General features: G+C 71.1%; 19 protein-coding genes and 2 pseudogenes. 8 read left to right on the top strand and 13 right to left on the bottom strand.

Annotation, left to right across the window (positions count from 1 at the left end; translation table 11 throughout):
* Window positions 1-128 precede the first annotated feature (128 nt).
* Entirely contained in the window at window positions 129-2471 is a 2343-nt protein-coding gene (locus ACWEOZ_RS36100) for a PKD domain-containing protein (protein WP_451915155.1), read from the top strand.
* Between the two features lie 357 nt (window positions 2472-2828).
* On the opposite strand, the gene ACWEOZ_RS36095 is transcribed toward ACWEOZ_RS36100, so the two are convergent.
* Both ACWEOZ_RS36095 and ACWEOZ_RS36090 read right to left on the bottom strand, forming a co-directional pair.
* On the bottom strand, window positions 2829-3563 hold the full coding sequence (locus ACWEOZ_RS36095) for a TIGR03619 family F420-dependent LLM class oxidoreductase (RefSeq protein WP_451915154.1): 735 nt from the start codon (window positions 3561-3563) through the stop codon (window positions 2829-2831).
* A 178-nt stretch (window positions 3564-3741) separates the two neighbouring features.
* A complete protein-coding gene (locus ACWEOZ_RS36090) occupies window positions 3742-4077 on the bottom strand; it encodes a hypothetical protein (RefSeq protein WP_451915153.1) in 336 nt (111 codons plus the stop codon).
* 415 nt (window positions 4078-4492) lie between these two features.
* Here ACWEOZ_RS36090 and ACWEOZ_RS36085 point away from each other — a divergent pair, with 415 nt between their 5' ends.
* The 5 genes and pseudogenes from ACWEOZ_RS36085 to ACWEOZ_RS36065 form a co-directional block, all read left to right on the top strand.
* Complete coding sequence (locus ACWEOZ_RS36085; RefSeq protein WP_451915152.1) at window positions 4493-5425, top strand: hypothetical protein; 933 nt, start codon at window positions 4493-4495, stop codon at window positions 5423-5425.
* Window positions 5409-5933, top strand: a complete 525-nt coding sequence (locus tag ACWEOZ_RS36080; RefSeq protein ID WP_451915151.1) for an RNA polymerase sigma factor — start codon at window positions 5409-5411, stop codon at window positions 5931-5933. The genes ACWEOZ_RS36085 and ACWEOZ_RS36080 overlap by 17 nt, the downstream gene beginning before the upstream one ends.
* Complete coding sequence (locus ACWEOZ_RS36075; protein WP_451915150.1) at window positions 5930-6139, top strand: hypothetical protein; 210 nt, start codon at window positions 5930-5932, stop codon at window positions 6137-6139. The genes ACWEOZ_RS36080 and ACWEOZ_RS36075 overlap by 4 nt, the downstream gene beginning before the upstream one ends.
* 113 nt (window positions 6140-6252) lie before the next feature.
* Window positions 6253-6851: pseudogene (locus ACWEOZ_RS36070) on the top strand (DUF6928 family protein).
* Window positions 6757-7170 (top strand): annotated as a pseudogene (locus ACWEOZ_RS36065) (DUF6928 family protein); the annotation flags it as partial. The pseudogenes ACWEOZ_RS36070 and ACWEOZ_RS36065, both read left to right, overlap by 95 nt.
* Window positions 7171-7705: 535 nt before the next feature.
* Here the strand turns inward: ACWEOZ_RS36065 and ACWEOZ_RS36060 are convergent.
* From ACWEOZ_RS36060 to ACWEOZ_RS36010, 11 genes are read right to left on the bottom strand one after another with little or no spacing between them, the layout of a single operon-like run.
* Entirely contained in the window at window positions 7706-8320 is a 615-nt protein-coding gene (locus tag ACWEOZ_RS36060) for an SGNH/GDSL hydrolase family protein (RefSeq protein ID WP_451915149.1), read from the bottom strand.
* Window positions 8321-8328: 8 nt separating this feature from the next.
* Window positions 8329-9141 carry a GNAT family N-acetyltransferase gene (locus tag ACWEOZ_RS36055; RefSeq protein WP_451915148.1) on the bottom strand — a complete coding sequence of 271 codons (813 nt, stop codon included), beginning with the start codon at window positions 9139-9141 and terminating at the stop codon, window positions 8329-8331.
* 3 nt (window positions 9142-9144) lie between these two features.
* Window positions 9145-10389, bottom strand: a complete 1245-nt coding sequence (locus ACWEOZ_RS36050; RefSeq protein ID WP_451915147.1) for an FAD-dependent monooxygenase — start codon at window positions 10387-10389, stop codon at window positions 9145-9147.
* Between the two features lie 9 nt (window positions 10390-10398).
* The gene (locus ACWEOZ_RS36045) at window positions 10399-11412 is read right to left on the bottom strand and encodes a GNAT family N-acetyltransferase (protein WP_451915146.1); all 1014 of its coding nucleotides are present in this window, start codon (window positions 11410-11412) and stop codon (window positions 10399-10401) included.
* Between the two features lie 14 nt (window positions 11413-11426).
* Entirely contained in the window at window positions 11427-12593 is a 1167-nt protein-coding gene (locus tag ACWEOZ_RS36040) for a hypothetical protein (RefSeq protein WP_451915145.1), read from the bottom strand.
* The gene (locus ACWEOZ_RS36035) at window positions 12590-13819 is read right to left on the bottom strand and encodes an O-antigen ligase family protein (RefSeq protein WP_451915144.1); all 1230 of its coding nucleotides are present in this window, start codon (window positions 13817-13819) and stop codon (window positions 12590-12592) included. Before ACWEOZ_RS36035 ends, ACWEOZ_RS36040 begins: the two co-directional genes overlap by 4 nt.
* Entirely contained in the window at window positions 13816-15120 is a 1305-nt protein-coding gene (locus ACWEOZ_RS36030) for a lipopolysaccharide biosynthesis protein (RefSeq protein WP_451915143.1), read from the bottom strand. The genes ACWEOZ_RS36035 and ACWEOZ_RS36030 overlap by 4 nt, the downstream gene beginning before the upstream one ends.
* Window positions 15113-16873: a polysaccharide biosynthesis tyrosine autokinase gene (locus ACWEOZ_RS36025; protein ID WP_451915142.1), complete on the bottom strand. Its 1761-nt coding sequence runs from the start codon at window positions 16871-16873 to the stop codon at window positions 15113-15115. The genes ACWEOZ_RS36030 and ACWEOZ_RS36025 overlap by 8 nt, the downstream gene beginning before the upstream one ends.
* Complete coding sequence (locus ACWEOZ_RS36020) at window positions 16860-18167, bottom strand: glycosyltransferase family 4 protein (RefSeq protein ID WP_451915141.1); 1308 nt, start codon at window positions 18165-18167, stop codon at window positions 16860-16862. Before ACWEOZ_RS36020 ends, ACWEOZ_RS36025 begins: the two co-directional genes overlap by 14 nt.
* Window positions 18164-19294: a DegT/DnrJ/EryC1/StrS family aminotransferase gene (locus ACWEOZ_RS36015; protein ID WP_451915140.1), complete on the bottom strand. Its 1131-nt coding sequence runs from the start codon at window positions 19292-19294 to the stop codon at window positions 18164-18166. Before ACWEOZ_RS36015 ends, ACWEOZ_RS36020 begins: the two co-directional genes overlap by 4 nt.
* Window positions 19287-20057, bottom strand: coding sequence for a polysaccharide deacetylase family protein (locus ACWEOZ_RS36010; RefSeq protein ID WP_451915139.1), 771 nt, complete (start codon window positions 20055-20057; stop codon window positions 19287-19289). Before ACWEOZ_RS36010 ends, ACWEOZ_RS36015 begins: the two co-directional genes overlap by 8 nt.
* Window positions 20058-20262: 205 nt before the next feature.
* Here ACWEOZ_RS36010 and ACWEOZ_RS36005 point away from each other — a divergent pair, with 205 nt between their 5' ends.
* Window positions 20263-21276, top strand: coding sequence for a lipid II:glycine glycyltransferase FemX (locus tag ACWEOZ_RS36005; RefSeq protein WP_451915138.1), 1014 nt, complete (start codon window positions 20263-20265; stop codon window positions 21274-21276).
* A gap of 45 nt (window positions 21277-21321) precedes the next feature.
* The gene (locus ACWEOZ_RS36000; RefSeq protein WP_451915137.1) at window positions 21322-21465 is read left to right on the top strand and encodes a hypothetical protein; all 144 of its coding nucleotides are present in this window, start codon (window positions 21322-21324) and stop codon (window positions 21463-21465) included.
* Window positions 21466-21528: the final 63 nt, after the last annotated feature.

The following is a 21528-nucleotide window of genomic DNA, read 5'->3' as shown; positions in this document are numbered from 1 at the left end:
CAACCCGTTCAGGGGAAGCCGGAAGGCCACTCTGTCACAGCTACCATTCTCTGTGCTCGGGCCGGACGTGGGGCTCCGGAAGCCGCGGAAAGCCGTAGCCTTCAGACAACCTTTTCTCGGGAGGATCTGTGACGCTTTCTCGTTTGTTATCCCGATCTCTCCTCAGTGTTCTGCTGGCCTCGGCTTTCGCCGTTCCACAAACGGCGCACGCGCGCGCGGCTGCAGACGTCACCGAGATGGTGGTCATGGGTGACTCGTTCTCAGCCGGTAACGGCGCCGCAAACTATTACGGCCCGCACGGCTGTTGGCGCAGCCATGCCAACTGGGCAGAGCTATATGCCGGCTGGATGCGCCAGAACGGTTATCCGGTCAATCTCACCAACGTCGCATGCAACGGCGCGACGACCAAAGAGATCACCCAACGCAACCGTCGACCAGACGACGACGTCATCGTCCAGGGGCGGTGCTACTCGACGCCTCGATCGCCCGACGAATACGTCGAGGACAAATGTTTCTCATATCTGCGTCCTCAGGTGGAGGCGTTGAACACGAATACCGATCTGGTGGTGCTGACAATGGGCGGCAACGACGTCGGTTTCAGTAAGGTCGTCCACCAGTGCTTCGTGCCGGCGGAACGCGATCCCGGCGATTGTCGCCGAGCGGTCACGCAGGGCCGCGACAAGATCAAAGATGCCGGCTCGGACGGGCTTCGCGCCCGTGTGGCCGGCGCGCTGATCGCCATTCGAAGCAAGGCGCCCCGCGCCCACATAGTCCTGCTGGGATACCCGCATCTGGTCGGAAGCTACTCGTACGTGTTGAAGTCGCTGCGTGGCACCGACTCCTACGATGCCGGGGCCGACATCCGTGAGATGAACGTGCTTGGCACCGCCGCACAGAAGGCCGCTGTCGACGACGCCGTCCGGTCGGCTGGTGGACTGATCACCTACGTGGACAGCATGGCGCGGCGCTTCGAGGGCCACGAGCCCGAAGCGCGAGCTACCCGCACCAACAGCACGCGGTGGCTGCTCGAGGTGGGTGACGCGCTGGCCGCCCTCGACACCACCTACCACCCCAATCCCAGAGGGCACGCCGCCTACTCACAAGCGCTGCAGGACATCGTCGGCCTGCCGGCATCCGTGCCGACACCGCGCCCGATCCCGAACGCGGCACCGTCGGCGGCATTCAGTCACAGTCGGTTGACCGGCGCCGGCAACCTGATCACCCTCGACGGATCGGCGTCCCGTGACCCGGACGGCAGCGTCGTGAGTTGGCGGTGGTCGATCGGCGGCGAGACTATCGCCACCGGCATCAAGCCCACGGTTGCGCTGGGCAAGCGGACCAACCCAGCAGTCACACTCACGGTCACCGACCAGTTCGGCAAAGCCGGATCGATCACCAAGACGTTGTCGCTACCGAACCGTCCGCCCTCCATTTCCCGGACTGCACCAGCCGACGGCGTCGTCGTCGGCTCGAACACGCCGGTGCTTGCCGCCTCCGGCTCGGATCCGGACGGAGACACGTTGCAGTTCTCCTATCGAGTCGTCGGTCCGTCCACCGACATCGACTCCGGGTGGGTCGGCGACAACTGGACCGTCCCGGCGCATCGGCTCGACCCGGGTGTGGGCTACCGATGGACGGTCACCATCCGCGACGCGGCCGGCATGACGGCCAGCCGCACATCCTCTTTCACGGTCGCGATGCTGCCAACGGCGGCCGACGTGGTACCAACCTCGACCGGCCGGGGATATTGGCAGGTTGACACCTACGGCGGCGTCTTCTCCTACGGCGACGCCTCGTTCCACGGCGCCCTGCCCGGAAAGGTCAAGGTGAACAACATCCTCGGCATGGCCCGTACGCCGGACAACGGTGGCTACTGGCTGGTTGGCCGAGATGGCGGTGTCTTCGCCTTCGGGAACGCGCCGTTCGTCGGCTCGCTGCCGGGCCTCGGCGTCCGAGTGAACAACATCGTCGGCATGGCGCCCACCCGCACCGGCAAGGGCTACTGGCTGGTCGGCAGCGACGGCGGTGTCTTCGCCTTCGGCGACGCGCCGTTTCACGGATCAATGGGCGGAAAGCCGCTCAACAAGCCGGTGACGGCCCTCGCCGCCTCGCCCACCGGCAACGGCTACTGGCTCGCTGCCAAAGACGGGGGAATCTTCGCCTTCGGTGATGCGCCCTTCTTCGGCTCGATGGGCGACAAACCGCTGAATGCACCGGTGACCGACATGGACCCGGCCCCCGACGGAAAGGGCTACTGGATGACGGCTGAGGACGGTGGCGTCTTCGCCTTCGGCTCGGCGCGATTCTTCGGGTCATTGGCCGGAAAGCCGTTGAACGGCCACATCAGTGGGATGGCTGCCACCCCCACCGGAGACGGCTACTGGCTCAACGGCTGCGATGGCGGCGTGTTCGCCTTCGGCAAAGCCGAGTTTCGGGGGTCGAATCCTACCTATCAGTGCCGCGGCAACTGACAGTAGCTGACACCGGCCGCCTCGGCTGGACGGCCCGGCCGCCGGAGCATGCGGTTCGGCCGCCCAGCCGTTGCGCCGACCACGCTGCGTGGGCGAGTCGGTGTGGGATGAGAGCCGGTCACGCTGGAGTTGGCGTCGTTGATCTTTTGCCGCTGGACGATGTCGGACAGGCGCCGTTTGAGTGCCCGCATTCGCGAAATGCCCCCGGTCCGGGGAATCCGGGTGTGGTCCTCGCCGAGTGAGCGGCGCCGGTGGCGTCGGTTCTGCGGCCCTGGCCGGGGGCCTCGAGCCTGACGCTGTGGCAACGCCCGGGAGTGGGCAGGCCTCACCAAGGTGGGCAGCCGATGGGTGGCCGATTCAGCGCTGCCCATCGTTCCCGAGAAGATGGAAGCGTTCGGCCAGGGCCGACATCTCGTCGTACTGTTCGGTCGGGTTTGTCGAGGTCACGTTGACCACTACCCGGGTCACGCCCTCCGCCGCCAGGGCCTCCGCTCGTTGCTCGGTCATCGAGATCGAAGCCCATCTCGTATATTCCAGCGCGCCAGGGTCACGACCGGTCGCCGCGGCCTCGGACCGGGCGAGGTCGAGCTGGGCAGCACGCTCCTGCGGGCTCAACATCCCGCCCGGGAAATAGCCGTCGCCCCGCTGCCCGGCCCGGCGGGCCGCGGCCCGGCTCGAGCCGCCGACGTGAATCGGCAGGGTGCTGACGCCGTAGGGCTTCGGGAAGCTGTACACCTCGTCGAAGGCGAAAAACTCACCGTGGAACCTGACACCCTGCGCACCGCCGGACCACAGCAGGCGCAGCACGTCGATGGCCTCGTCGGCGCGCCGGCCCCGCGAGCGGAAATCGACACCTACCGCCCGCGCCTCCCCGGGCAGGCTGCCCAATCCGACTGTCAGCAACCGCATCCGCCCCCGCGAGAGCACATCGACGGTGGCGAGACGCTTGGCCAGCACGACCGGATGCTGATACGGCAGCAGCAGCACACCGGTACCGAGCAGGATCCGGCTGGTCGAGGCCGCGACGAAACTCAGCGCGTCGAGCGGGTCGACCAGCGGCAGGTCCGGTGGCAACTCCATCGATCCGAGCATTGCGCCCGGTATAGCGCCACGTGCTCGGGCATGTACAGCGCTTCGAAGCCGCATGCCTCCGCGTGGCGCGCGTAGGCCATCATATGGTTGGGATCGACGCCGAGCGACGCAGTGCTGTAACTGATAGCGAACTTCAGGACCGATCTCCGTCCTCAGCAAGTACAGGCCGGTCGGGACGCTACAGTCTGCCATCGGCGTCAAGGCAAACAACAACGCCAGGCGTCAGCCGGCGACCGGCCAGTGCGGCCGCAGCCGCCGCGCGTACCGCCGGGGCCAGCGCCTCGGCGATCACCGCGTAGCCCGCGCTCGACGGATCGAACCGGTCCGCACTGAATAAGCTCGCGTCCACCGCGAACGCGTCCGCGGAACCGACCTCGATGTCCGCGACCCGGGCCCCGGCGTCGGTCGCGGCCCGGGTCTGGGCCTGCCGCATCGCGGCGCTGGCCGCCCGGACCAGCATCCGGGTCTGCGGCGGCACCCACGGCACCTCGCTCAGGTCCGGTGCCGGGGCCACGACCACCTCGGCGCCGGCCGCGCGCAGTGTCCGGCGCCCCGGCCGCCCTCAATTCCAACGGCCGGGCACCTCACCAACGCCGCGCCTGCTGGAGGCCTTCGATCGCTGACGGGGCCGGTCGAGCGCCAGGTTCCGCTCGACCGGGACGCGGCGGACCCAACACTTCGCCCGCTCGTCCGTCGTACTGGGTGAGAGGGGTGAGACGCATGATAGATCCATACCTGCTCGGGGTGGCGCGGATGAAGGAAGCGGAGCTGCGGCGCGAGTCTGAGCTTGCCCGGCGGGGACGGGCGCGCACGCCACAGCACGTCGGGAAGTCGGTGAGCCGGACTCGGATCGTGCTGGCCCAGTGGCTGATCTCGGCGGCGGAGCGGCTATGGCCGGAAGCCGGCCGCACGGTGACAGGATGAGCGCGATGACCGACGAACGTGGCGTGATCGAAGAGCAGGGTGTGCTCGATCTGAGCCACCTGACCAGCCCGGACGAGCTGGCGGCGATCACCCGGATCAGCGGGGTCGGCGCGGTGGTCGTGCCCGAGTCGCTGGCCGGCGCGTACGCGGCGATCCCGGTCTCGGATGTGGGCGCCACCGTCTTCGTGCCGGATCGGTTGAGGTCGAGGGTGCACGTCGGGCCGCTGGTCGTCGGTGGGGACGGGATCGGCGCGCCGGACGAGGCACTCGTCGTGATCGGCGTTCTGGTGATCACCGGTCAGGTGACCGGCGAGCTGCCGAGCCGGATCAGCGTGGTCGGGTCGGTGTTCGCACCGCGTGGCAGTGAGGCGGTGCTCGGCCGGGTGCTCGGTGGCGGCGTCGGGACGGTCACCTACTACCGCCACCAGCAAGGTCAGGACGGCCCGCACGTCACGGTGCTCAGCGGCCAGGTGCGTCTCACCGGCGCCGCGCTGGCCAACCACACCGGCGAGCCGAGCGACATCCTGGTCGTCGCCGGGCAGGTGATCATCACCGGCGAGGTGGGACCGATCGGATACAGCCAGATCTTCGTCGCCGGGCAGGCGCTCGCTCCCGAGGCGGCGCAGAGTGAGCTCGAGACCCGGATGGACACCCAGGGCCAGACGGTCTGGTACCGCTCCGGCGACCCGCGGGTCTTCCTCGAGGACGTCGAACTCGGCCCGGACTACTTCCGCCTGCTCGACCATCCGATCAGCCTCATCGCGCTGGGTGACCTGACGATCGGCGCGGGAGTCACGGCCGACCTGCTGCGCAGGAATGTGACCGACATCGTCCCGCTCGGCGACGTGCTCGCACCGGCCGAGGCCGTGCCGGCCATCCAGGTGCTGACGACGACCGTCATGAGTCAGATCCGGGTCGCTGATGGATCGCGGGGTTGAGTTCCGCAAGGTCTACGACGCCCACCGCGCCGCGATCCACGCCTACTTCACCGGACGCACCGGTGACCGCTGGCTGGCTGCCGACCTGATGCAGGAGACATTCCTGCGGGCATGGCGACGGTTCCCCGAGCTTTCCGGCCTTTCGGCCGACGGGCAGCGGGCCTGGATCTTCACGGTGGCCCGCAACCTGTCGATCGACGAGCACCGGCAGGCCCGTACGCGGGCGGCGACCGGCGCGGCCCTCCGCGCCGAACTCACCGACGTGGCCGCCCCGGCGAGCACCTCGGTGATCGCCGCGGAACGGCTGGCCGTGGTGGCCGACACGATCAAACAGCTGCCGGAGCAGCAGCGGGTGACCCTGACCCTGGCCGCGGCCGGCGGGTTGACCAGCGCGGAGATCGCGACGGCGCTGAGCGTCCCGGCCGGCACGGTCCGTTACCGGCTCTCGCTGGCCCGGCGCACCCTGGCCGAAGCCCTGAGCACCTACGACGACGTGGAGCAGCCATGAACCTCGACGACGCCCTTCAGGCGTGGGCCACCCAGGAGGTCGCCCTACCCGCCCCGGTCGCCGCCGACATTTTCCGGGAGATCGTCGCGCCCTCGGCCGGACTGGACCCGCGCTGGTGGACACGGTTCTCCGCGCAGTTGGCAGCCAACGTGGTGGCGGGCACCCGGCCGCGCGTACCCGTCGTAGGACTTCGCCCCTCGATATGAGCGGCGGAGACCTGTGCGCGTGGCGTTCGCGGCGATCCACAGCAGACCTCGGTAGCAGGTTGTAGCGGTCGGTTAGCATCTCGGCGACTTGACGGCGGAAGGCTGGAGTTCGGATGGGTGCGAAGACGGCGTTGCTGGCTTTTGCCGAAGGTGATCTGCCGACGGCGCTCAGGGCGGCTGGCCGGTCGCAGGGCAGCGGACTGGCGCCGGGCGGGAGCAACCCGGCCGGTGCCGCTGAGGCCGAAGCGGTCGTGCGGCGGCTGTCGCCCGGCTACGAGGTGACCCCGATCCGGAGCGGCACGCTGTTCGAGGACTGCTATCCACCGGACGACGTGGCCTTCGCCGCCGTGATGCCCGGCGCTGTCCTGCTGTGCGACAGACGGCTCGTCGCGGTGACTCCGTCCGAGTTACCTGATCACTTGCTCGCGGAGGCGGCGGGCCGGCGATCCTGCTGCATTCGATGCACTCGGTCGTGGACGCGCTGACGTTCGCCGTATGGGAAGGCGGCCAGCTGATCCGCTCGCTGAGCGTCTCGCCGGACGGGGGGATCGTGGAGAAATGTCGGCGAGCCGTATCCGTTCGAGCGCCCGTACTGGGCAGGCGAGCACCCTGTCACGTCAATTTTTCCCGGTCAGGGGCCGTATCCGTTGCCGTTTCATCCGCTGGATCTCGGCGAGGAGGCGCTGCGTGCCCTGTTCGGCTTCGTCATTGAGGGTCGCCCCCAGCCGGATGATGTCGACACCGACACAGTCGCTCTGCACGGCTTCCGCGTCGCGGATCCGACCGGTCGCGAGCAGACAGATCGTGAGGCTCTCATGCGGGAGGCGATGAGCCGCATGGCGCCGCCGCGCATGTATCGGATGGGTACGGACGGCACCATGCATGAGGTAGGCGTGGACGACGTGTTCTCTTCGTCACCACGCCCGATCGGTCCGGGGGCGCTGAGACGTCGGGCCGCGCTCCATCGCCGTGGTCGCGCCGCCGTCGAGCCACCCGATGGCAGTGGGCGATGGTGCCAGTGGGGGCGGTGAGATCGCCGTCCCCTACCGGTATGAGGCCGAACGAGTTGCTCGGCTGATCCCGGCACTCCTCGCCGCCATTACCCTCCAGAGATGACTGCGGCCGACCACCATGCCGACCCGAAGGGTGGTCCAGTTATCGCGGATAAGGGTGCGGGGGACGCGTGCACGAACCTCGGCATGCTCTCGTTCTCCCGCCTGAAGAGCGTGGTAGGCGCATCAGGTGGCGCCTTGCCGCGTTGGGCATGTATGTCGCTTTGCAAGCCGTAGCTCTGCTGTGCGCGCATCGGTGGAACTGGCCCGAAGGTCTCGTCATCCCGGCTGTCGCAGTTCCGTACTGGTATGTCGCGACGGCACTGTGGTCGCAGTGGGGACCAGAGATGCCAGGCATGCCCTGAGTGTCGAGGCTGCATATCGCGCTTCCGCTCGACAGCTACCCGCCGAGCGCCGAAGGGAATCTGCAGAACTGAGCCAGGCGGCGCAGCGTACGGATGCGACGCCAACCTGAAGAGACACAGGGGCTACTACGCACTGGGATCAGCGGTGTCTAACCGGCGCGACCGGCCAGCGCCGCCGCAGCCGCCGCGCGCACCGCCGGGGCCAGCCCCTCAGCGATCACCGCATAGCCCGCGCTCGACGGATGAAACCGGTCCGCACTGAACAAGCTCGCATCCACCGCGAACGCGTCAGCCGAACCGACCTCGATGTCCGCGACCCGAGCCCCCGCGTCGACCGCAGCCCGGGTCTGGGCCTGCCGCATCGCGGCGCTGGCCGCCCGGACCAGCATCCGCGTCTGCGGCGGCACCCACGGCACCACGCTCAGATCCGGGGCGGGGGCCACGACCACCTCGGCGCCGGCCGCGCGCAGTGTCCGGACAGCGTCGCCGAGGCTCGCTGCGGCCTGCGCAGGCGGCACGAAGTGGGTGAGGTCGTTGGCGCCGATGATGATCAGGGCCAGCGCGGGGCGCCAGGCGGCGGCGTTGCGGGTCTGGGTGGGCAGGGTCTGGCTGCGGGCGCCGGGCACGGCGAACACCCGGACGTCGGTGGCGATGCCGGCGGTGGTCAGGTCGGCGGCCAGCCGGGCGCCGATGGTGTCGGCGGGGCGGGCGGCGCCCTGCCCGTACGCGATGGAGTCGCCGAGCACGGCGAAAGCGAAGGTCACGCTGTTCTTCAACAAGCAGGCGCGGCGATTGCTTCCGGCGGGGGCGTCCACTGGTAGTGCGTCGAGGTGGTGATCTCGTGGAAGCCGCACCGGCGCAGGATCGGCGCGCTGGCCGGGGACGCGTCCACGTGCAGCAGCCGGAAGCCCCGGGCGACCGCCTCCCGGGCCCGGGCGGCGATCATGGCGCGATAGAGACCACGTCCCTGCCACTCCGGCAGCGTCGCGCCGCCGAGCAGCGCGACGAAGTCGGTGCCCGGGTAGTACGTCGCGATGGCGGTGCAGACGACCCGGTCGGCGGCCTCGGCGACCAGGATGGTGATCAGGTCCGGAGCGGCCGACACCCGGGCGCCGAGGTCGGCCGCGACCCAGGAGCAGTCCGTCCCCGTCACCACGGTCTGGTGGTCGGCGAAGCGGCGCAGATCCTCGGCCTCGCTGACCTGCCGCAGCACCACGCCGTCGGGCAGCACCGGCTCGGCGGCGACCTCCTCGGCGTGGCCGAGCAGCACGGTCGACGGCTGCTCCGGCTCGAAGCCGGCCGCGAGCAGGCGTTCGGGCAGCTCCGTGGGCAGGTCGTGGGCCGCCAGCTTCCACTCGACGCCCTGGCCGCGGGCCTGGAAGTAGTCCCGCTGCCGGGCGATCAGCCGGTCGAGCTCGACCCCGCTGACCCCGACGTCGCACGGCGTCCGGATTCGCCCGACGTGCGCGCCGACGATCCGCAGGATCGGACCGTCGTACTCGTACGTCATGCCGGACGGGACGGTGCCGTGCGCCATCCGCATCTGTTCGTCGTAGGCGGCCAGCAGAGCCGCGGTGTCGACCATGGGTCACATGGTGCCGGACCCGACCCGGGTCGGTGGGACCCGGCGGCGCACCGTCGTGCTGGCGGCGGCCAGCGCCGGTCGGCGCCGGGCACGATGCCAGCGCCGCCCGCTCAGCGTCCACCGCAGCAACGCCCGCGGCACCGCGCTCTGCGTCGCCACATGCAGCAGGTACCGCCACATCGGGTATTCGCCGCGCCGGTTCGACAACGCGTACGAGAACTGCTTGGCCGGCAGGTCCCCGTGGTCCGGCATCCGCTCGAACCATTCGCTGCTGGCCTTCGCCGCCCGCTGCAGCGGGGCCAGCGCGGTCTTGCGGCGGTGTTCGTAGCGTTCCAGCGCCACCGCCAGGTCGTCGCCGCCGGCCACCATGTCGGCCAGGGCCATCGCGTCCTGCATCGCCAGTTTGGTGCCCGAGCCGATCGCGAAGTGGGTGGTGTGGGCCGCGTCGCCCATCAGCACCACGTTGCCGTGGTCCCAGCGCCGGTTGGTCAGCCGGCGGTAGTTCAGCCAGCCGGTGCCGCCGGCCTCGGCGCGCTGGTCGATCAGCGGTTGCCCGCCCAGATGGTCGGCGAAGATCTCCCGCAGGCGGGCGCAGCCCCGCACCGCGTCGAGGCGGTCCAGCTCCAGCCCGGCCCAGGTCTCCGGCGTGCATTCCACGATGAACGTGCTGGTGCCGTCGTCGAAGGGGTAGGCGTGGTACCAGATCCAGCCGGCCGCGGTGCGTTCGAAGCCGAACGTGAACGTGTCGAAGACGTGCGGGGTGCCCAGCCAGATGTACTTGTTGCGGCCCGTCTCGATCTCCGCGCCGAAGTGCTCGGCGTGCTGGTCGCGGAGCTTGCTGCCGGCGCCGTCGCAGGCCACCACCAGGTCGGCGTCGGGGATCTCGGTCAGCTCGTCGCGGTAGCTGATCTCGACGCCGAGCTCGACGGCCCGGGCGGCCAGGATGTCCAGCAGCTTGTGTCGGCCGAGGCTGAAGCCGTACCCGGCCAGATGGGTGACCGCCTTGCTGGTGGCGCGGACCTCGTACTCGTCCCAGCGGCAGGCGGCCTCCGCGATCCGTTCGGCGCTGACCGGGTCGTAGCGGAACAGGTCGTCGAGCAGGTCGTCCCAGAAGACCACTCCCCAGCCGTACGTGACGCCGGCCGGGTTGCGTTCCAGCACGGTGACCTCGTGCGCGGGGTCGGCCAGCTTCGCCAGCACCGCGAAGTACAGGCCGGCGGGGCCGCCGCCGATGCAGGTGATGCGCATGCCGGGCTCCTAACGGTAGGGCGGGAAGGTGGCGGACAGGTCGTCCGGGTCGGTGCCGGGCCGGCTGTCGGCCACCAGCCGGCGGTACGCGTCCGGGTCGGCGACGATCCGCCAGGTGTGGAACGGGTGCCGGCCCGGCGAGAAACCGGCCTTGTACGAGAACAGCGAGTCGTTGCTGCCACCCTTGCCCCCGCCGAGGTGGAAGACGGTGTCGCCGCGGCTCTTGCACCACCGCCGTACCTCGTCGTACAGCAGCTCGTCGGCGTAGCGCTTGGGGGCCCGCCGGGTCGACGACACGTAGCCGGTGGCGATGCCGTCGTGTTCGAAGAACGTGTTGCCGCCGACCACCTCGTCGCCCTCCAGCGCCACGGCCAGGTGCATGCGGTCGCCGACGGCGTCGTGCAGCGCGGCCAGGTGCTCGCGGGTGAAGAAGTAGTACGACGACGCGCCGACCCGCCGCATGTTGTCGTGGTAGACGGCGACCCACTCACCGAGCCGGTCCCAGTCGTCGAAGACGATCCGGGTGCCTTCGCGGCGGGCGCGGTTGATGTGGTTGCGGTGGTCGCTGCGGGTCTGGCGCCACATCTCGTCGAGGCTGACGGTCAGGTCCATCGAGACCGTCTCGCCGTGCCGGACCAGCGTGCCGAAGCGCTCCAGCGTGCTCAGCGGCGCGTCCAGCAGCGGGTGCATCCGGACGAACGCCGTCACGATGCCCTCGGCGCGCAGCGTGGAGAGCATCGCGGCGCAGGCCCGGGCCCAGAAGGCGGGGTCGCCGCCGGCGATCGGCGCGGGATAGCCGTACGGCGAGACGGCGTCGCGCAGTCCGGAGCCGGGCACGTCACGCAGGATCAGCGGCAGGAGCAGCCGGCGTCCCTCCTCGGCGTAGTGGAAGGCGGTCGGCGCGCCGCCGTAGAGCTTCGCGTCGAGCTCGACGTACGCGGGCTCGTGGTACATGTCGTGCGGGGTCTGCTGCAGTGCCTCCTTCCATTCCCGGGCAGTCGGGTCCACCAGCGAAGCCTTCATCTCCCATTGCCTCCTTACGACCGCAGGATCCGGGCGTTGAGCGCCATGTTGGCGGCGAACTGGTCGTTGACGACCTGGTGCTGCTCCAGCCGCAGCTGCACGGCTGCGTCGTAGCGGCCCAGTTTCACGAAACCGTCGGAGAACCACCCGTTGTCGGCGCCGGTGCCGTCCACGAAGTTGCGGTAGGTGGTGCCGCCGGGCCAGATCACCTTGGTCAGCAGCGCGCCGAAGGCCGCCATGTCGGCGCCGGTCCAGGGCCGGCCGCGGTCGCGGGCCTCGACCACGTAGGCCATGACGCCGTTGGCGTGGCTGACGTCCTGCCCGGGGCGCCGGGCCGAACCCCAGACGTCGCTCCAGAAGTAGGCGGTGGGCTCGACGGGGTTGCGCCGCAGCTGACCGCGCAGGCTCGCGCCGCTGCCGGGCAGGTGCAGGTCGATGTTGCCGACCACTTCGAGGTACCGCCGGCGGCGCGCGGTGTCGGTGGTGATCCGGGACAGGTTCAGCCCGATCAGCGCCCAGTGCGCGGCCATGTGCGTGCGCTCGCGGTAGATCGAGTCGCCGGCTCCCCGGGCGTACCATTTCTCGAAGATGTTCCTCTCCGCGAAGGCCAGCAGGCGGTCGTAGCGCGAGCGGTACGCCGGATCCCGGTGGATCTCGGGGCTTTCCCGCATGGCGACCAGCAGCGCGGTCCCGTAGCGCCAGAAGTAGCTCTCGTAGAGCGGCACCTCGTTGCCGCCCTGCCCGGAGCTGCTCGACGCCCAGCCGCGGTAGTCGTCGTGGAACCGGCTGTCCGGCAGCGACGACGAGGGCCGGGCCGAGGCGGCCACGTTCTCCACGAACTTCAGGGCCCGGTCGAGGTAGCGCGTCTCACCGGTGGCCCGGAACATCGCGATGCAGGAGTCGACCGAGTAGGACAGGTCGTAGTGGTCCCAGCTGTCCGCCGACATGCTCATCGGCAGGCTGTTCGCCGCCATGTAGTCCCAGCTCTGCAGGAACACCGACGCCCAGTGCGAGACCGGCTTGAGCTTGACCGCGAGATCGGGTCGCGGCGGGGCCGGCGGCGCCGGCAGCGGCTCCATGACGGCCGGTACGTCGGTGCGTGGTGGCGCGCTCGCGGCGGTCAGCGAGGCCACGGCGAGCAGCAGCACCGCCCGGCGGCCGATCCTGGCGTGCGCGGTCATGACGACACCGGCTCTCTGACGGGTACGGCCAGCTCGGAGGTCACCGGGGGCAGCGGGACGACCGCCGCGGCGGCGGCCATGGCCGCGAACAGCCAGGCGAGCCGGGCGTCGTAGTAGTCGCCCGAGAACAAGCTGCTCAGCCCGACGAAGACCGCCGCCGCCACGGCGAGCCCGGTCAGCTGCGGGCGTACGCCGCCGCCGCGCACCGTACGGGTCCACAGCACGATCGCGGCGGTCAGCAGGCCGATGCCGATCAGGCCACCCTCGGCCGCGACGCCCAGCACGTAGTTGTGCGGATATTCGACGCCCTGGTTGACGCCGATGAGGCCGTAGAAGCCGTCCAGCCCCGCGCCGGCGACGGGGTGCTCGACGGCCAGGCGCCAGGCGGCCGCCCAGATGTCCGTACGGTCGGAGAGGTAGTGCTGCTGCACGGTCTGCTCGACGAACCGTTCCTGGAACAGGTTGGTGAAGGCGGGCGGCGCGAACGCCCACACGGTGGCGGTGGCGAGCACCAGCACGACCCCCGCGGCGACGACCGCTCCCGCGCGCAGCCGGCCGCGGATCTTGAAGAGCGCGACGCCGCCGACGGCCACCCCGGCGAGCAGACCGGCCCGCGACCCGGACAGCACCGCGGCCAGCAGGAACAGCGGAATGACCAGCAGCGGCAGGATGCGCCGGGTGATCAGGAACAGGGCCACCGCGCTGATCACGCCGAGGATCTCGATGCGGACGAAGACGTTGGGGCCGCCGCCGAACGCGGAGTAGCGGCCCTGGTCGCCGGGGCCGTTGATGAACAGCGCGGCCAGGGCGAAGATGACCGCCGCCACGAAGAACAGCAGGAACGTGGTGCGGATGACCACCGCCGGGTCGCCGATCGTGTAGACGTAGAACGCCACGGTCAGTACGCCCAGCAGGATCAGGTCGAGCGTCTGCGGACCGACCCGGGAGGCCTGCGGCGCCCACAGCCCCGAGGCGATCTGGAAGAGGAAGAACAGCACGGTCGTCACCAGCCAGCCCTCCCGGCGCTGCCCGCCCAGCACGCGCGGGCGCCGGGCGACGTCGACCGCGAGCACGACCAGGGCGATCCCCAGCCCGATCACCCGCAGGTCGACCCAGGCCAGGTCGAGGAAACCGGCCCGGTCCAGGGTGAACCGCCCGCCGATGGCGACCAGGATCATCACCAGACCGGGCGCGAGGAACACCCGCGGGTTCCGCAGCCACCTCACGCGATCACCTTCGCAATTCGGTCCCGGGTGACCCGGCTGCTGACGAGCGCGAAGAGCAGGCAGGCGCCGTAGCCGATCAGCGAGCCGTACGCGGCGCCGAGGATGCCCAGCGACGGGATCAGCAGCAGGTACGCCGCGAAGCTGACCGCGAAGCCGGTGATCTCGGCGGCCGACACCAGCCCGCTGTAGCCCCGGGCGATGAGCAGGCCCAGGCTGATCCGGGAGACGGCGTAGAGGCCGGCCGCGGCGACCAGCGGCAGCACGACGGCCTTGGCCGGTGCGTACTGCTCGCCGAAGACGGGCACGATGAGCAGGTACAGCCCGCCGGCCGCGATCGGGGCCACGACCAGGCAGTAGACGACCGCGGCCAGGACGATCGGACGGGTCCGTAGCGTGCCCTCGCGGTGGCCGGCCCGCCACTTGCCCAGGCGGGAGTCCGCGTACGCGCGCAGTGGCCAGGCCAGCAGCTCGGTCATCGTCGCGACGCTGGCGTACAGGCCGAGGGCGGAGGTCGACGCCAGCACGGGCAGGGCCAGCCGGTCCGACCGCAGCATCGCCATGTTGGACAGGGCGGCCGGGAACAGCGCGAGGCCCTCCTGGCGGACCGTGCGGTTACGGGTCAGCGGCGCGGCGGCAGGAGCCGGCAGGCGCAGCCACAGCACCAGGTAGGCGACGGTCGGCACCACTCCGGAGAACAGGTAGGCGAGGATCCACACGGCCGGCTGGGCGGTGCCCGCCACGAACAGCGTGACCAGCAGGGCCAGCAGGAGCAGGGATTCGATGATGCGGGCGTACAGGAAGTCACGCACCCGGCCGACGCAGATCGCGATGGCCCGGGTCGCCAGGCTCGAGGCCTCGGCGGCCGCGTAGGCGACGATCAGGGTGATGACCACCGGCCCCGGGTTGAAGCGTTCCGGGGCCAGCACGGCGAACGCCGCCGCAGCCGACAGGGCCAGCCCGCCGGGCACGACCAGCAGCCGGGCATAGGCCCGGACCGCCGCCGCGGGTGTGACGTCGTGGTAGCTCGCGACGAAGCTGCGTTCGGTGCCCAGCAGCAGCACCTGGGTCGCCAGGTAGACGAGCTGCAGGATGAGGGCGACCTCGCCGCGCCCGGACGGGCTCAGAGCGCGGACCATCAGGATGTTGGCCGCCAGCGCGACGCCGCCGGTCAGCAGCTGGGAGGCGACGAGCTTGACGTAGGGCTCGCGCAGCTGGGCGAGCAGCCAGGCAGCCGGGCCACCGCGGCGTGGGGGAGCGAGCCCCGCCTCCGGCGCGGCGCGCTCCGCCTGCAACTCACTCACCGGGCTGCGACTTCTCGTCCGGGGTCCGCTGGGCCGGCAGGTGCGGCGGCTCGGGCTCGACCGCCTCGCCGGCGGGCTGGGCGACCGGCTGGGCGACGACCGGCTGGGCATCGGGCGCGGCCGGGACCGGCTGGGCCACCACGACCCGGGCCTGGCCCCGGGCCGCCGCCGCCCCGGCCGCGTCGCGCGGGTGGGAGGCGGCTTCCTCGGGCGTGCCGACGGTGGCCTTGACCACGGGAGCCTTGACCACGGGAGCCTTGACCACGGGAGCCTTGACCACAGTGGCCTTGACCACCTGGGCCCGGCCCCGGGCGGTGCCGCCGGCCGGCCGGGTGGTCACCGTCTCGTCGTCACCGTCCGCCGGGCCGGCGAACTGGTCGTCCTGGCCCGTCGCGCCGAACAACTGGGTGACCAGCCCCGGGTCGGACGCGGCCGGCACCTCGGCCCCGCGATGCCAGTTGCCGCTGGTGGGCAGCTTCTTGGGCAGGGCGTTGAGGACCGCGCCGGCGAGCCGGGCCCCGACGCGTTCCAGCAGGTCCATCGAGCGCTCGACGTCGACCGTACGGGTGTGGTTGGCCCGCACCACCAGCAGCGCGCTGTCGGTGACCTTGCTCAGCACGGCCGCGTCGGCCACGCCGTGCAGCGGCGGAGCGTCCACGATCACCACGTCGAAGCGTTCGGTCAGGGTGCGTACCGTCGCGCCCAGCCGCGGCGACGCCAGGATCTCGCCCGGATCGGGCGGCTGCTCACCGGAGGGCAGCACCGTCAGCCGGCCGTCCAGCGAATCCTGCAGCACGTCGGGCACATCGGCGCTGCCGGACAACACGTCGGACAGCCCCAGGCTGGTGTCGAGGGCCAGATAGCGGCCCACCCCCGGGCTGCGCAGGTTGGCGTCGACCAGCACCACCGTGGCGCCGGTCTCGGCCATGGCGATGGCCAGGCCGCACGCGACGGCGGTGGTGCCCTCCTTGGGCTGGGCCCCGGTGAGCAGCAGCGACGTGCCGCGTCCGGCGTCGCTGTGCAGGCCGGCGACGTCGGGCAGCAGGCTGCGCAGCCGCCGGAACGCCTCGGCGAGCGCCTCGTCCGGGCCGCCGTTGCGCCCGGAGCGGCCGCCGAGCGAGATGAGGCCGACCGCGCCCAGGCCGAGCCGGCGCAGGTCGTCCTCCTCGGCGACGGTATTGCGGGTGGCTTCCCGGACGGCGACCGCGACCGCGCCGATCAGCAGGCCCAGCACCGCGGAGAAGCCGATGTTGCGGACCAGGTTGCCGGGGACCTCGGTGGTGACCGGGTTCTGCGCGATGGACACCGACGGCGTGGGCCCGTCGGCCGGGGCGGTGGCCGGCGGGTCGAGCTGCTTGGCCAGCGCGACCAGCGACGTGGTGGCGGTGGTGACGATCTGCCGGCTGCGCTCGGCGGACGCGTCGGTGGCCGAGACCACCAGCAGGTCGGTGCCCTCCTGCACCTGCGCCGACAGGCTGGCCTGCACCTGCGCGGTGGTCATCGGCAACTTCAGCTTGGTGATCACGCTCTCGGCCACCCGGGGGCCGGTGAGCAGCACGATGTAGGAGTTGAGCCGGCTCGCCTTGGCGTCCGGGTCCCCGGTGCCGGTCGTCACGAACAGCACCATCGACGAGCGGTAGGCCGGCTGGGCGGTCAGGCTCAGGCCGGCCGCGGCGCCGGCGGCGAGCAGCACCGGTACGACGATCCACAGCCATCGCCGCCGGCAGGCCCGCACGTACTCACGCAGTTCCACTCTGGTTCTCCATCGTCACGCCTGCTCCGACAGGGCCGCGGCGACCCTGCTTCCGGCCGGCCGCCGACCGGTTCAGTACGGCCTCGAACTGCGCGAACAGCAGATCGCGGGAGAACCGCTCGACGGCGAGCCGGTGGGCCGCCTCGCGCGCCTGCTTGAGCCACAGCTCGTCGCGGAGGTGCGCGGCCAGCACCGTGCCCGCCTGCTCGGCGTCGTACGGGTCCAGCACCAGCCCGGCCCCGGTCTCCCGCAGCAGGTCGGCCTGCCAGCCGCCGTAGTTGACGGCGATCGGCCGGGACGCGGCGAGCGCGTCGAAGAACTTGTTGGCCGAGTTGTCCCACAGGGCGCGTACCGGCCGGACGAAGCTGCTCGACATGGTCGCCGCACCCAGGATCACCGGCAGGTCGGCCTTGGGGACCTTCTCCCACATGTGCACGGTGCGGTCGAGCAGGCCGTACTCGGCGGCGAGGCGCTTGGTGGCGTCCCATTCTTTGCCATGCCCGACGATGAGCACCTGCGCGTCGGGGTCGGTCTCAGCCATCCGGCGGGCCGCCCGCACCAGGTACTCCACGCCGTTCACCGCGCCCAGGGCGCCGGTGTAGACGATCAGCGGCCGGTCGCCCAGCCAGCGGTGCTCGTCGCGGAACCGCTGGACGGCGTCCGGGGCCACGTCGAACAGCGCCAGGTCGGCGGCGTTGGGGATGACGGTGGTGCGGGTGCCCGGCCGGCGGGCGGTGACCCCGGCGGCCATCCCCGGCGAGAGCGCGACGACCTCTTCGGCGTTGCGGTACGCGAAGTTCGCCAGGGCCCCGGCCAGCCGGCGGGCCAGCGGGTTGCGCAGCACGCCCATCTCGATCGGCACCTCGGGCCACAGGTCGCGGACCTCGAAGACGAACGGCACCCGGCGCAGCTTGGCGGCGACCACGCCGGGCACGGCGACGGTCAGCGGGGTGCTGGTGGCGAAGACCAGATCGGCCTTGAGCGCGGTGGCCCTGGCCGCGGCCAGGACCATGAACTCGGCGAAGGCGCGCAGCCGCCGGGCGAAGGACATGTTGTTCGAGTACGGCACGGAGAACCAGTGCACCTGGATGCCGTCGTCGTCGGTGCGCCGCCAGCCCAGCGACCGCCTGCCCGGCGTGATGTCGGTGGTGATCACGTGCACGGTGTGTCCCTGGGCGACCAGCCGCCGGGCCTGCTCGTAGGAGCGGATGCCGCCGGTCATCGTGGGGTTGCAGTAGTACTGGTGGATGTAGACGATGCGCATCCCGCCGGCGTCCCTTCGCTGCGTGGTCATCGGGCCACCGCCCGCACGGCCGCGACGACGCGTTCCCGGTCGTGGTCGGTGAGGGCGGAGCCGCTGGGCAGGCACAGCCCGCGGCGGAACAGGTCGGCGCTGACCGCGCCGCCGCGCATGACGCAGTCGCGGAACACCGGTTGCAGGTGCATCGGCTTCCAGGCCGGCCGGGCCTCGATGTTCTGCCGGCCCAGGTGCTCGATGATCCGGTCGCGGTCCGCGCCGAACGTGCCGGCGTCGACCAGCAGGCAGGTGAGCCACCAGTTGGGCACGCCGTAGTCGGCCACCGGCATGAAGGTCAGGCCGGGCAGGTCGCCCAGCGCGGTGCGGTAGAACCGGGCGGTGCGGCGCCGGGCCGCGATGAGCTCGTCGAGGCGCTGCACCTGGCCGCGGCCCACGGCGGCCAGCAGGTTGCTCAGCCGGTAGTTGTGGCCGACGGCGCGGTGCTCGTAGTGCGCGACCGGCTCGCGGGCCTGGGTGGCCAGATACCGGGCCTGCGTGGCGATCCGGCCGTCGTCGGTGACCAGCATGCCGCCGCCCCCGGTGGTGATGATCTTGTTGCCGTTGAACGACAGCACCCCGGCCAGCCCGAACGACCCGGCGGCGCGACCCCGGTACGACGCGCCGAGGGCCTCCGCCGCGTCCTCGATCAGGGCGACGCCGTAGCGGTCGCACGCCACCAGCAGGGGCTCGTAGTCGGCGCACTGGCCGTACATGTCGACGGCGATCACGGCCCGGGGCAGCTGGCCGCGGGCGGCGCGCACCCGCAGCTCCTCGGCGACCAGCCGGGGGTCGACGTTCCAGGTGTCGGCGGTGCTGTCCACGAAGACCGGCCGGGCGCCGAGGTACATCACCGCGTTGGCGCTCGCCGCGAAGGTGAACGAGGGCACCAGCACGGTGTCGCCGCGCCGGACACCGGCCGCCATCAGCGCCAGGTGCAGCGCAGCGGTGCCGCTGCTGAGCGCGACCGCGTGCCGTACCCCGACCAGCTCGGCCACCTGCGCCTCGAAGGCGTCCAGGTCGGGGCCGACCGGGGCCACCCAGTTGGAGTCGAAGGCGTCCAGCAGCAGCTTGCGCTCGACGTCACCGACGTCGGGCGGGGACAGGTAGATCCGGGCGTCAGTCATGGACCCGGGTCCGGACGGCCCAGCCCGGCCAGGCCGGGTGCAGGCCCTGGCGCTGGATCCACATCGGTGAGTCGCCCGCGTGCATCGGGTCGCGCAACGTGGTGGCGAAGCTGCGGTAGCCCGCCTCGCGCACGATGCGCAGCTCACGCTCGCCGAAATCGACGGCGGGATTGCCGTACGGGGCGGCGAAGTCGCGGATCTCGACGCCGAGCTCGTCCTCGATCTCCCACTTCGACCCGGCGATCTCCCGGCGCACGGCGTCGTCACCGGTGTCGGCCAGCCGCGGGTGGGTGACGGTGTGCGAGCCGAAGTGGTGCCCGGCCGCGGCCAGCTCCCGGCAGTCCGGCCAGGTGAGGTTGCCGGGCTGCCCGACCAGCCCGGAGGTGAGGAAGAAGGTGGCCGGCACGTCCAGCTCGGCCAGGATCGGGGCGACCACGTCGCGCCAGCTCAGGTGCCCGTCGTCGAAGGACAGGCAGAACATCGGCCCGGTCAGTGGGCGGCGCCCGGCCAGGACGTCCAGCGCGTCGTCCCAGGAGACCAGCGGGCCCAGGCGGCCGAACGTGCGCAGGTGCCGGCGCAGGTCGCCGGCGTACTCGGCCGGGACGTCGTGGTAGAAGGGGAAGTAGAGCCCGGCGGTGGTCGGCAGCCGCTTGAACATCCCGGCCGGCGCCAGCACCCGGCCCTGGACGCGGGGGCGGGCCCGCAGCTTGCTGCGCAGCCCGAGCTCGTTCAGCCGTCGCTTGACGGTGGTCGGCGATCCCATGTTTCTCCCACCTGCGCTCGTCGACTTCTCCTCGTCCCGTTCACCCTGACAAATGCGGGGCGGGCAGCGTCAGTAGCAATTGTCATAACGAACGTGAGAAGTGTTCACGTCAATTTGAGAAGGGCCCGGACGGTCCTTGCGAAATGGCCGGGCGGCGAGGCATCCTCCGTCCCAGGGCCTTTTATCGAGCCGCCCGGGGAGAGTCATGCTGCGACTGCGACGGGTGGCGCCGACGGCCGAGCTCTGGGCCGACCGGGCGACGTACGACGACCGCCTGATCTTCCACACCGAGCAGTGGCTGCGCTTCGTCGCCGAGACCCAGCGCGCCGAGCCGGTCCTGGCCACGATCACCGACGGCCCGCGTACCGTCGGGCACTTCACCGGTCTGGTCACCAAGCGTTACGGCCTGCGGATACTCGGCAGCCCGATGGCCGGCTGGACCACGTCTTACGTGGGCTTCAACCTGGACCCGGCGGTCCCGCGCCGGGCCGCGCTGGAAGCGCTGATGCCGTTCGCCTTCGGCGAGCTGGGCTGCGCCCACCTGGAGATCCGCGACCGCGGCCTGACCGGGCCCGACCTCGAGGGCCTGGGCCTGCGCTGGGCCGCGGCCCCGACCGCGGTGATCGACCTGAGCCCGCCCGAGGACACCCTGTTCGCCGCGATGGCCAGCGCCTGCCGCCGCAATATCCGCAAGGCGGCCAAGTCCGGAGTCGTCATCGAAGAAGCACAGCTCGACGACGAAGCATTCGCCGACGATTTCTACCATCAGCTACGCGACGTATTCGCCAAACAAAATCTGGTCCCGACGTATTCGATCGACCGGGTCCGCGCCCTGATCCGTAATCTCGCCCCGGCCGGCCGGATCCTGCTGCTGCGCGCCCGCGACCCCGAAGGCCGCTGCATAGCCACCGCGGTCCTGCCCTGGTACCACCGCACGATGTACTTCTGGGGCGGCGCCAGCTGGCGCGACGACCAGCACCTGCGCCCGAACGAGGCCTTGATCTGGCACGCGCTGCGGTGGGCCAAGGAGCGCGGGGTCACGGAGTTCGACTTCGTCGGCGGCAACTCCTACAAGGCCAAGTACGGCACCACCGAGGTGCCGGTGCCGTGGGCCCGCCGGTCCCGGTCGCCGTTGGTGGCCGGCCTGCGCGACGCGGCCAAGGAGGGCTTCGCGCTCAAGCAGCGAGCGGTGGCCCGCCTGACCCGGGTGAGTCACTGACCCGTCAGCCGCCCATTGTCGCCGCCAACCAATCTCCTCGGCCTGGTGAAGCATGTGGCGATCGGTGAGGCCTGGTGTTTCGGCGAGGTCTTCGGGCTGAGGGCCGAGTTCGCGGAGGAGATCGACACGGCGGCCCGCGCGACACACCGCGCAGCGATCGAGCGGGCCGCGCAGGCAGCAGCCAGCTAAATTCCTCCCGGGGCCGTGTCGATCCGTCCGCCGCCCGTTCGACATGGGGGTGCGAGGGTCGGA

The organism is Actinoplanes sp. NPDC004185, assembly GCF_053603475.1.
This window is presented reverse-complemented; position numbering and strand designations above follow the sequence as displayed.

What these genes read in the sequence shown, in the direction of transcription:
- ACWEOZ_RS36095 (WP_451915154.1), bottom strand. Translation starts at nt 3,563, where the DNA reads ATGCTCGGATCGATGGAGTTGCCACCGGACCTGCCGCTGGTCGACCCG.
- ACWEOZ_RS36085 (WP_451915152.1), top strand. Translation starts at nt 4,493, where the DNA reads ATGACCGACGAACGTGGCGTGATCGAAGAGCAGGGTGTGCTCGATCTG.
- ACWEOZ_RS36080 (WP_451915151.1), top strand. Translation starts at nt 5,409, where the DNA reads ATGGATCGCGGGGTTGAGTTCCGCAAGGTCTACGACGCCCACCGCGCC.
- ACWEOZ_RS36075 (WP_451915150.1), top strand. Translation starts at nt 5,930, where the DNA reads ATGAACCTCGACGACGCCCTTCAGGCGTGGGCCACCCAGGAGGTCGCC.
- ACWEOZ_RS36055 (WP_451915148.1), bottom strand. Translation starts at nt 9,141, where the DNA reads ATGGTCGACACCGCGGCTCTGCTGGCCGCCTACGACGAACAGATGCGG.
- ACWEOZ_RS36050 (WP_451915147.1), bottom strand. Translation starts at nt 10,389, where the DNA reads ATGCGCATCACCTGCATCGGCGGCGGCCCCGCCGGCCTGTACTTCGCG.
- ACWEOZ_RS36045 (WP_451915146.1), bottom strand. Translation starts at nt 11,412, where the DNA reads ATGAAGGCTTCGCTGGTGGACCCGACTGCCCGGGAATGGAAGGAGGCA.
- ACWEOZ_RS36040 (WP_451915145.1), bottom strand. Translation starts at nt 12,593, where the DNA reads ATGACCGCGCACGCCAGGATCGGCCGCCGGGCGGTGCTGCTGCTCGCC.
- ACWEOZ_RS36020 (WP_451915141.1), bottom strand. Translation starts at nt 18,167, where the DNA reads ATGACCACGCAGCGAAGGGACGCCGGCGGGATGCGCATCGTCTACATC.
- ACWEOZ_RS36015 (WP_451915140.1), bottom strand. Translation starts at nt 19,294, where the DNA reads ATGACTGACGCCCGGATCTACCTGTCCCCGCCCGACGTCGGTGACGTC.
- ACWEOZ_RS36010 (WP_451915139.1), bottom strand. Translation starts at nt 20,057, where the DNA reads ATGGGATCGCCGACCACCGTCAAGCGACGGCTGAACGAGCTCGGGCTG.
- ACWEOZ_RS36005 (WP_451915138.1), top strand. Translation starts at nt 20,263, where the DNA reads ATGCTGCGACTGCGACGGGTGGCGCCGACGGCCGAGCTCTGGGCCGAC.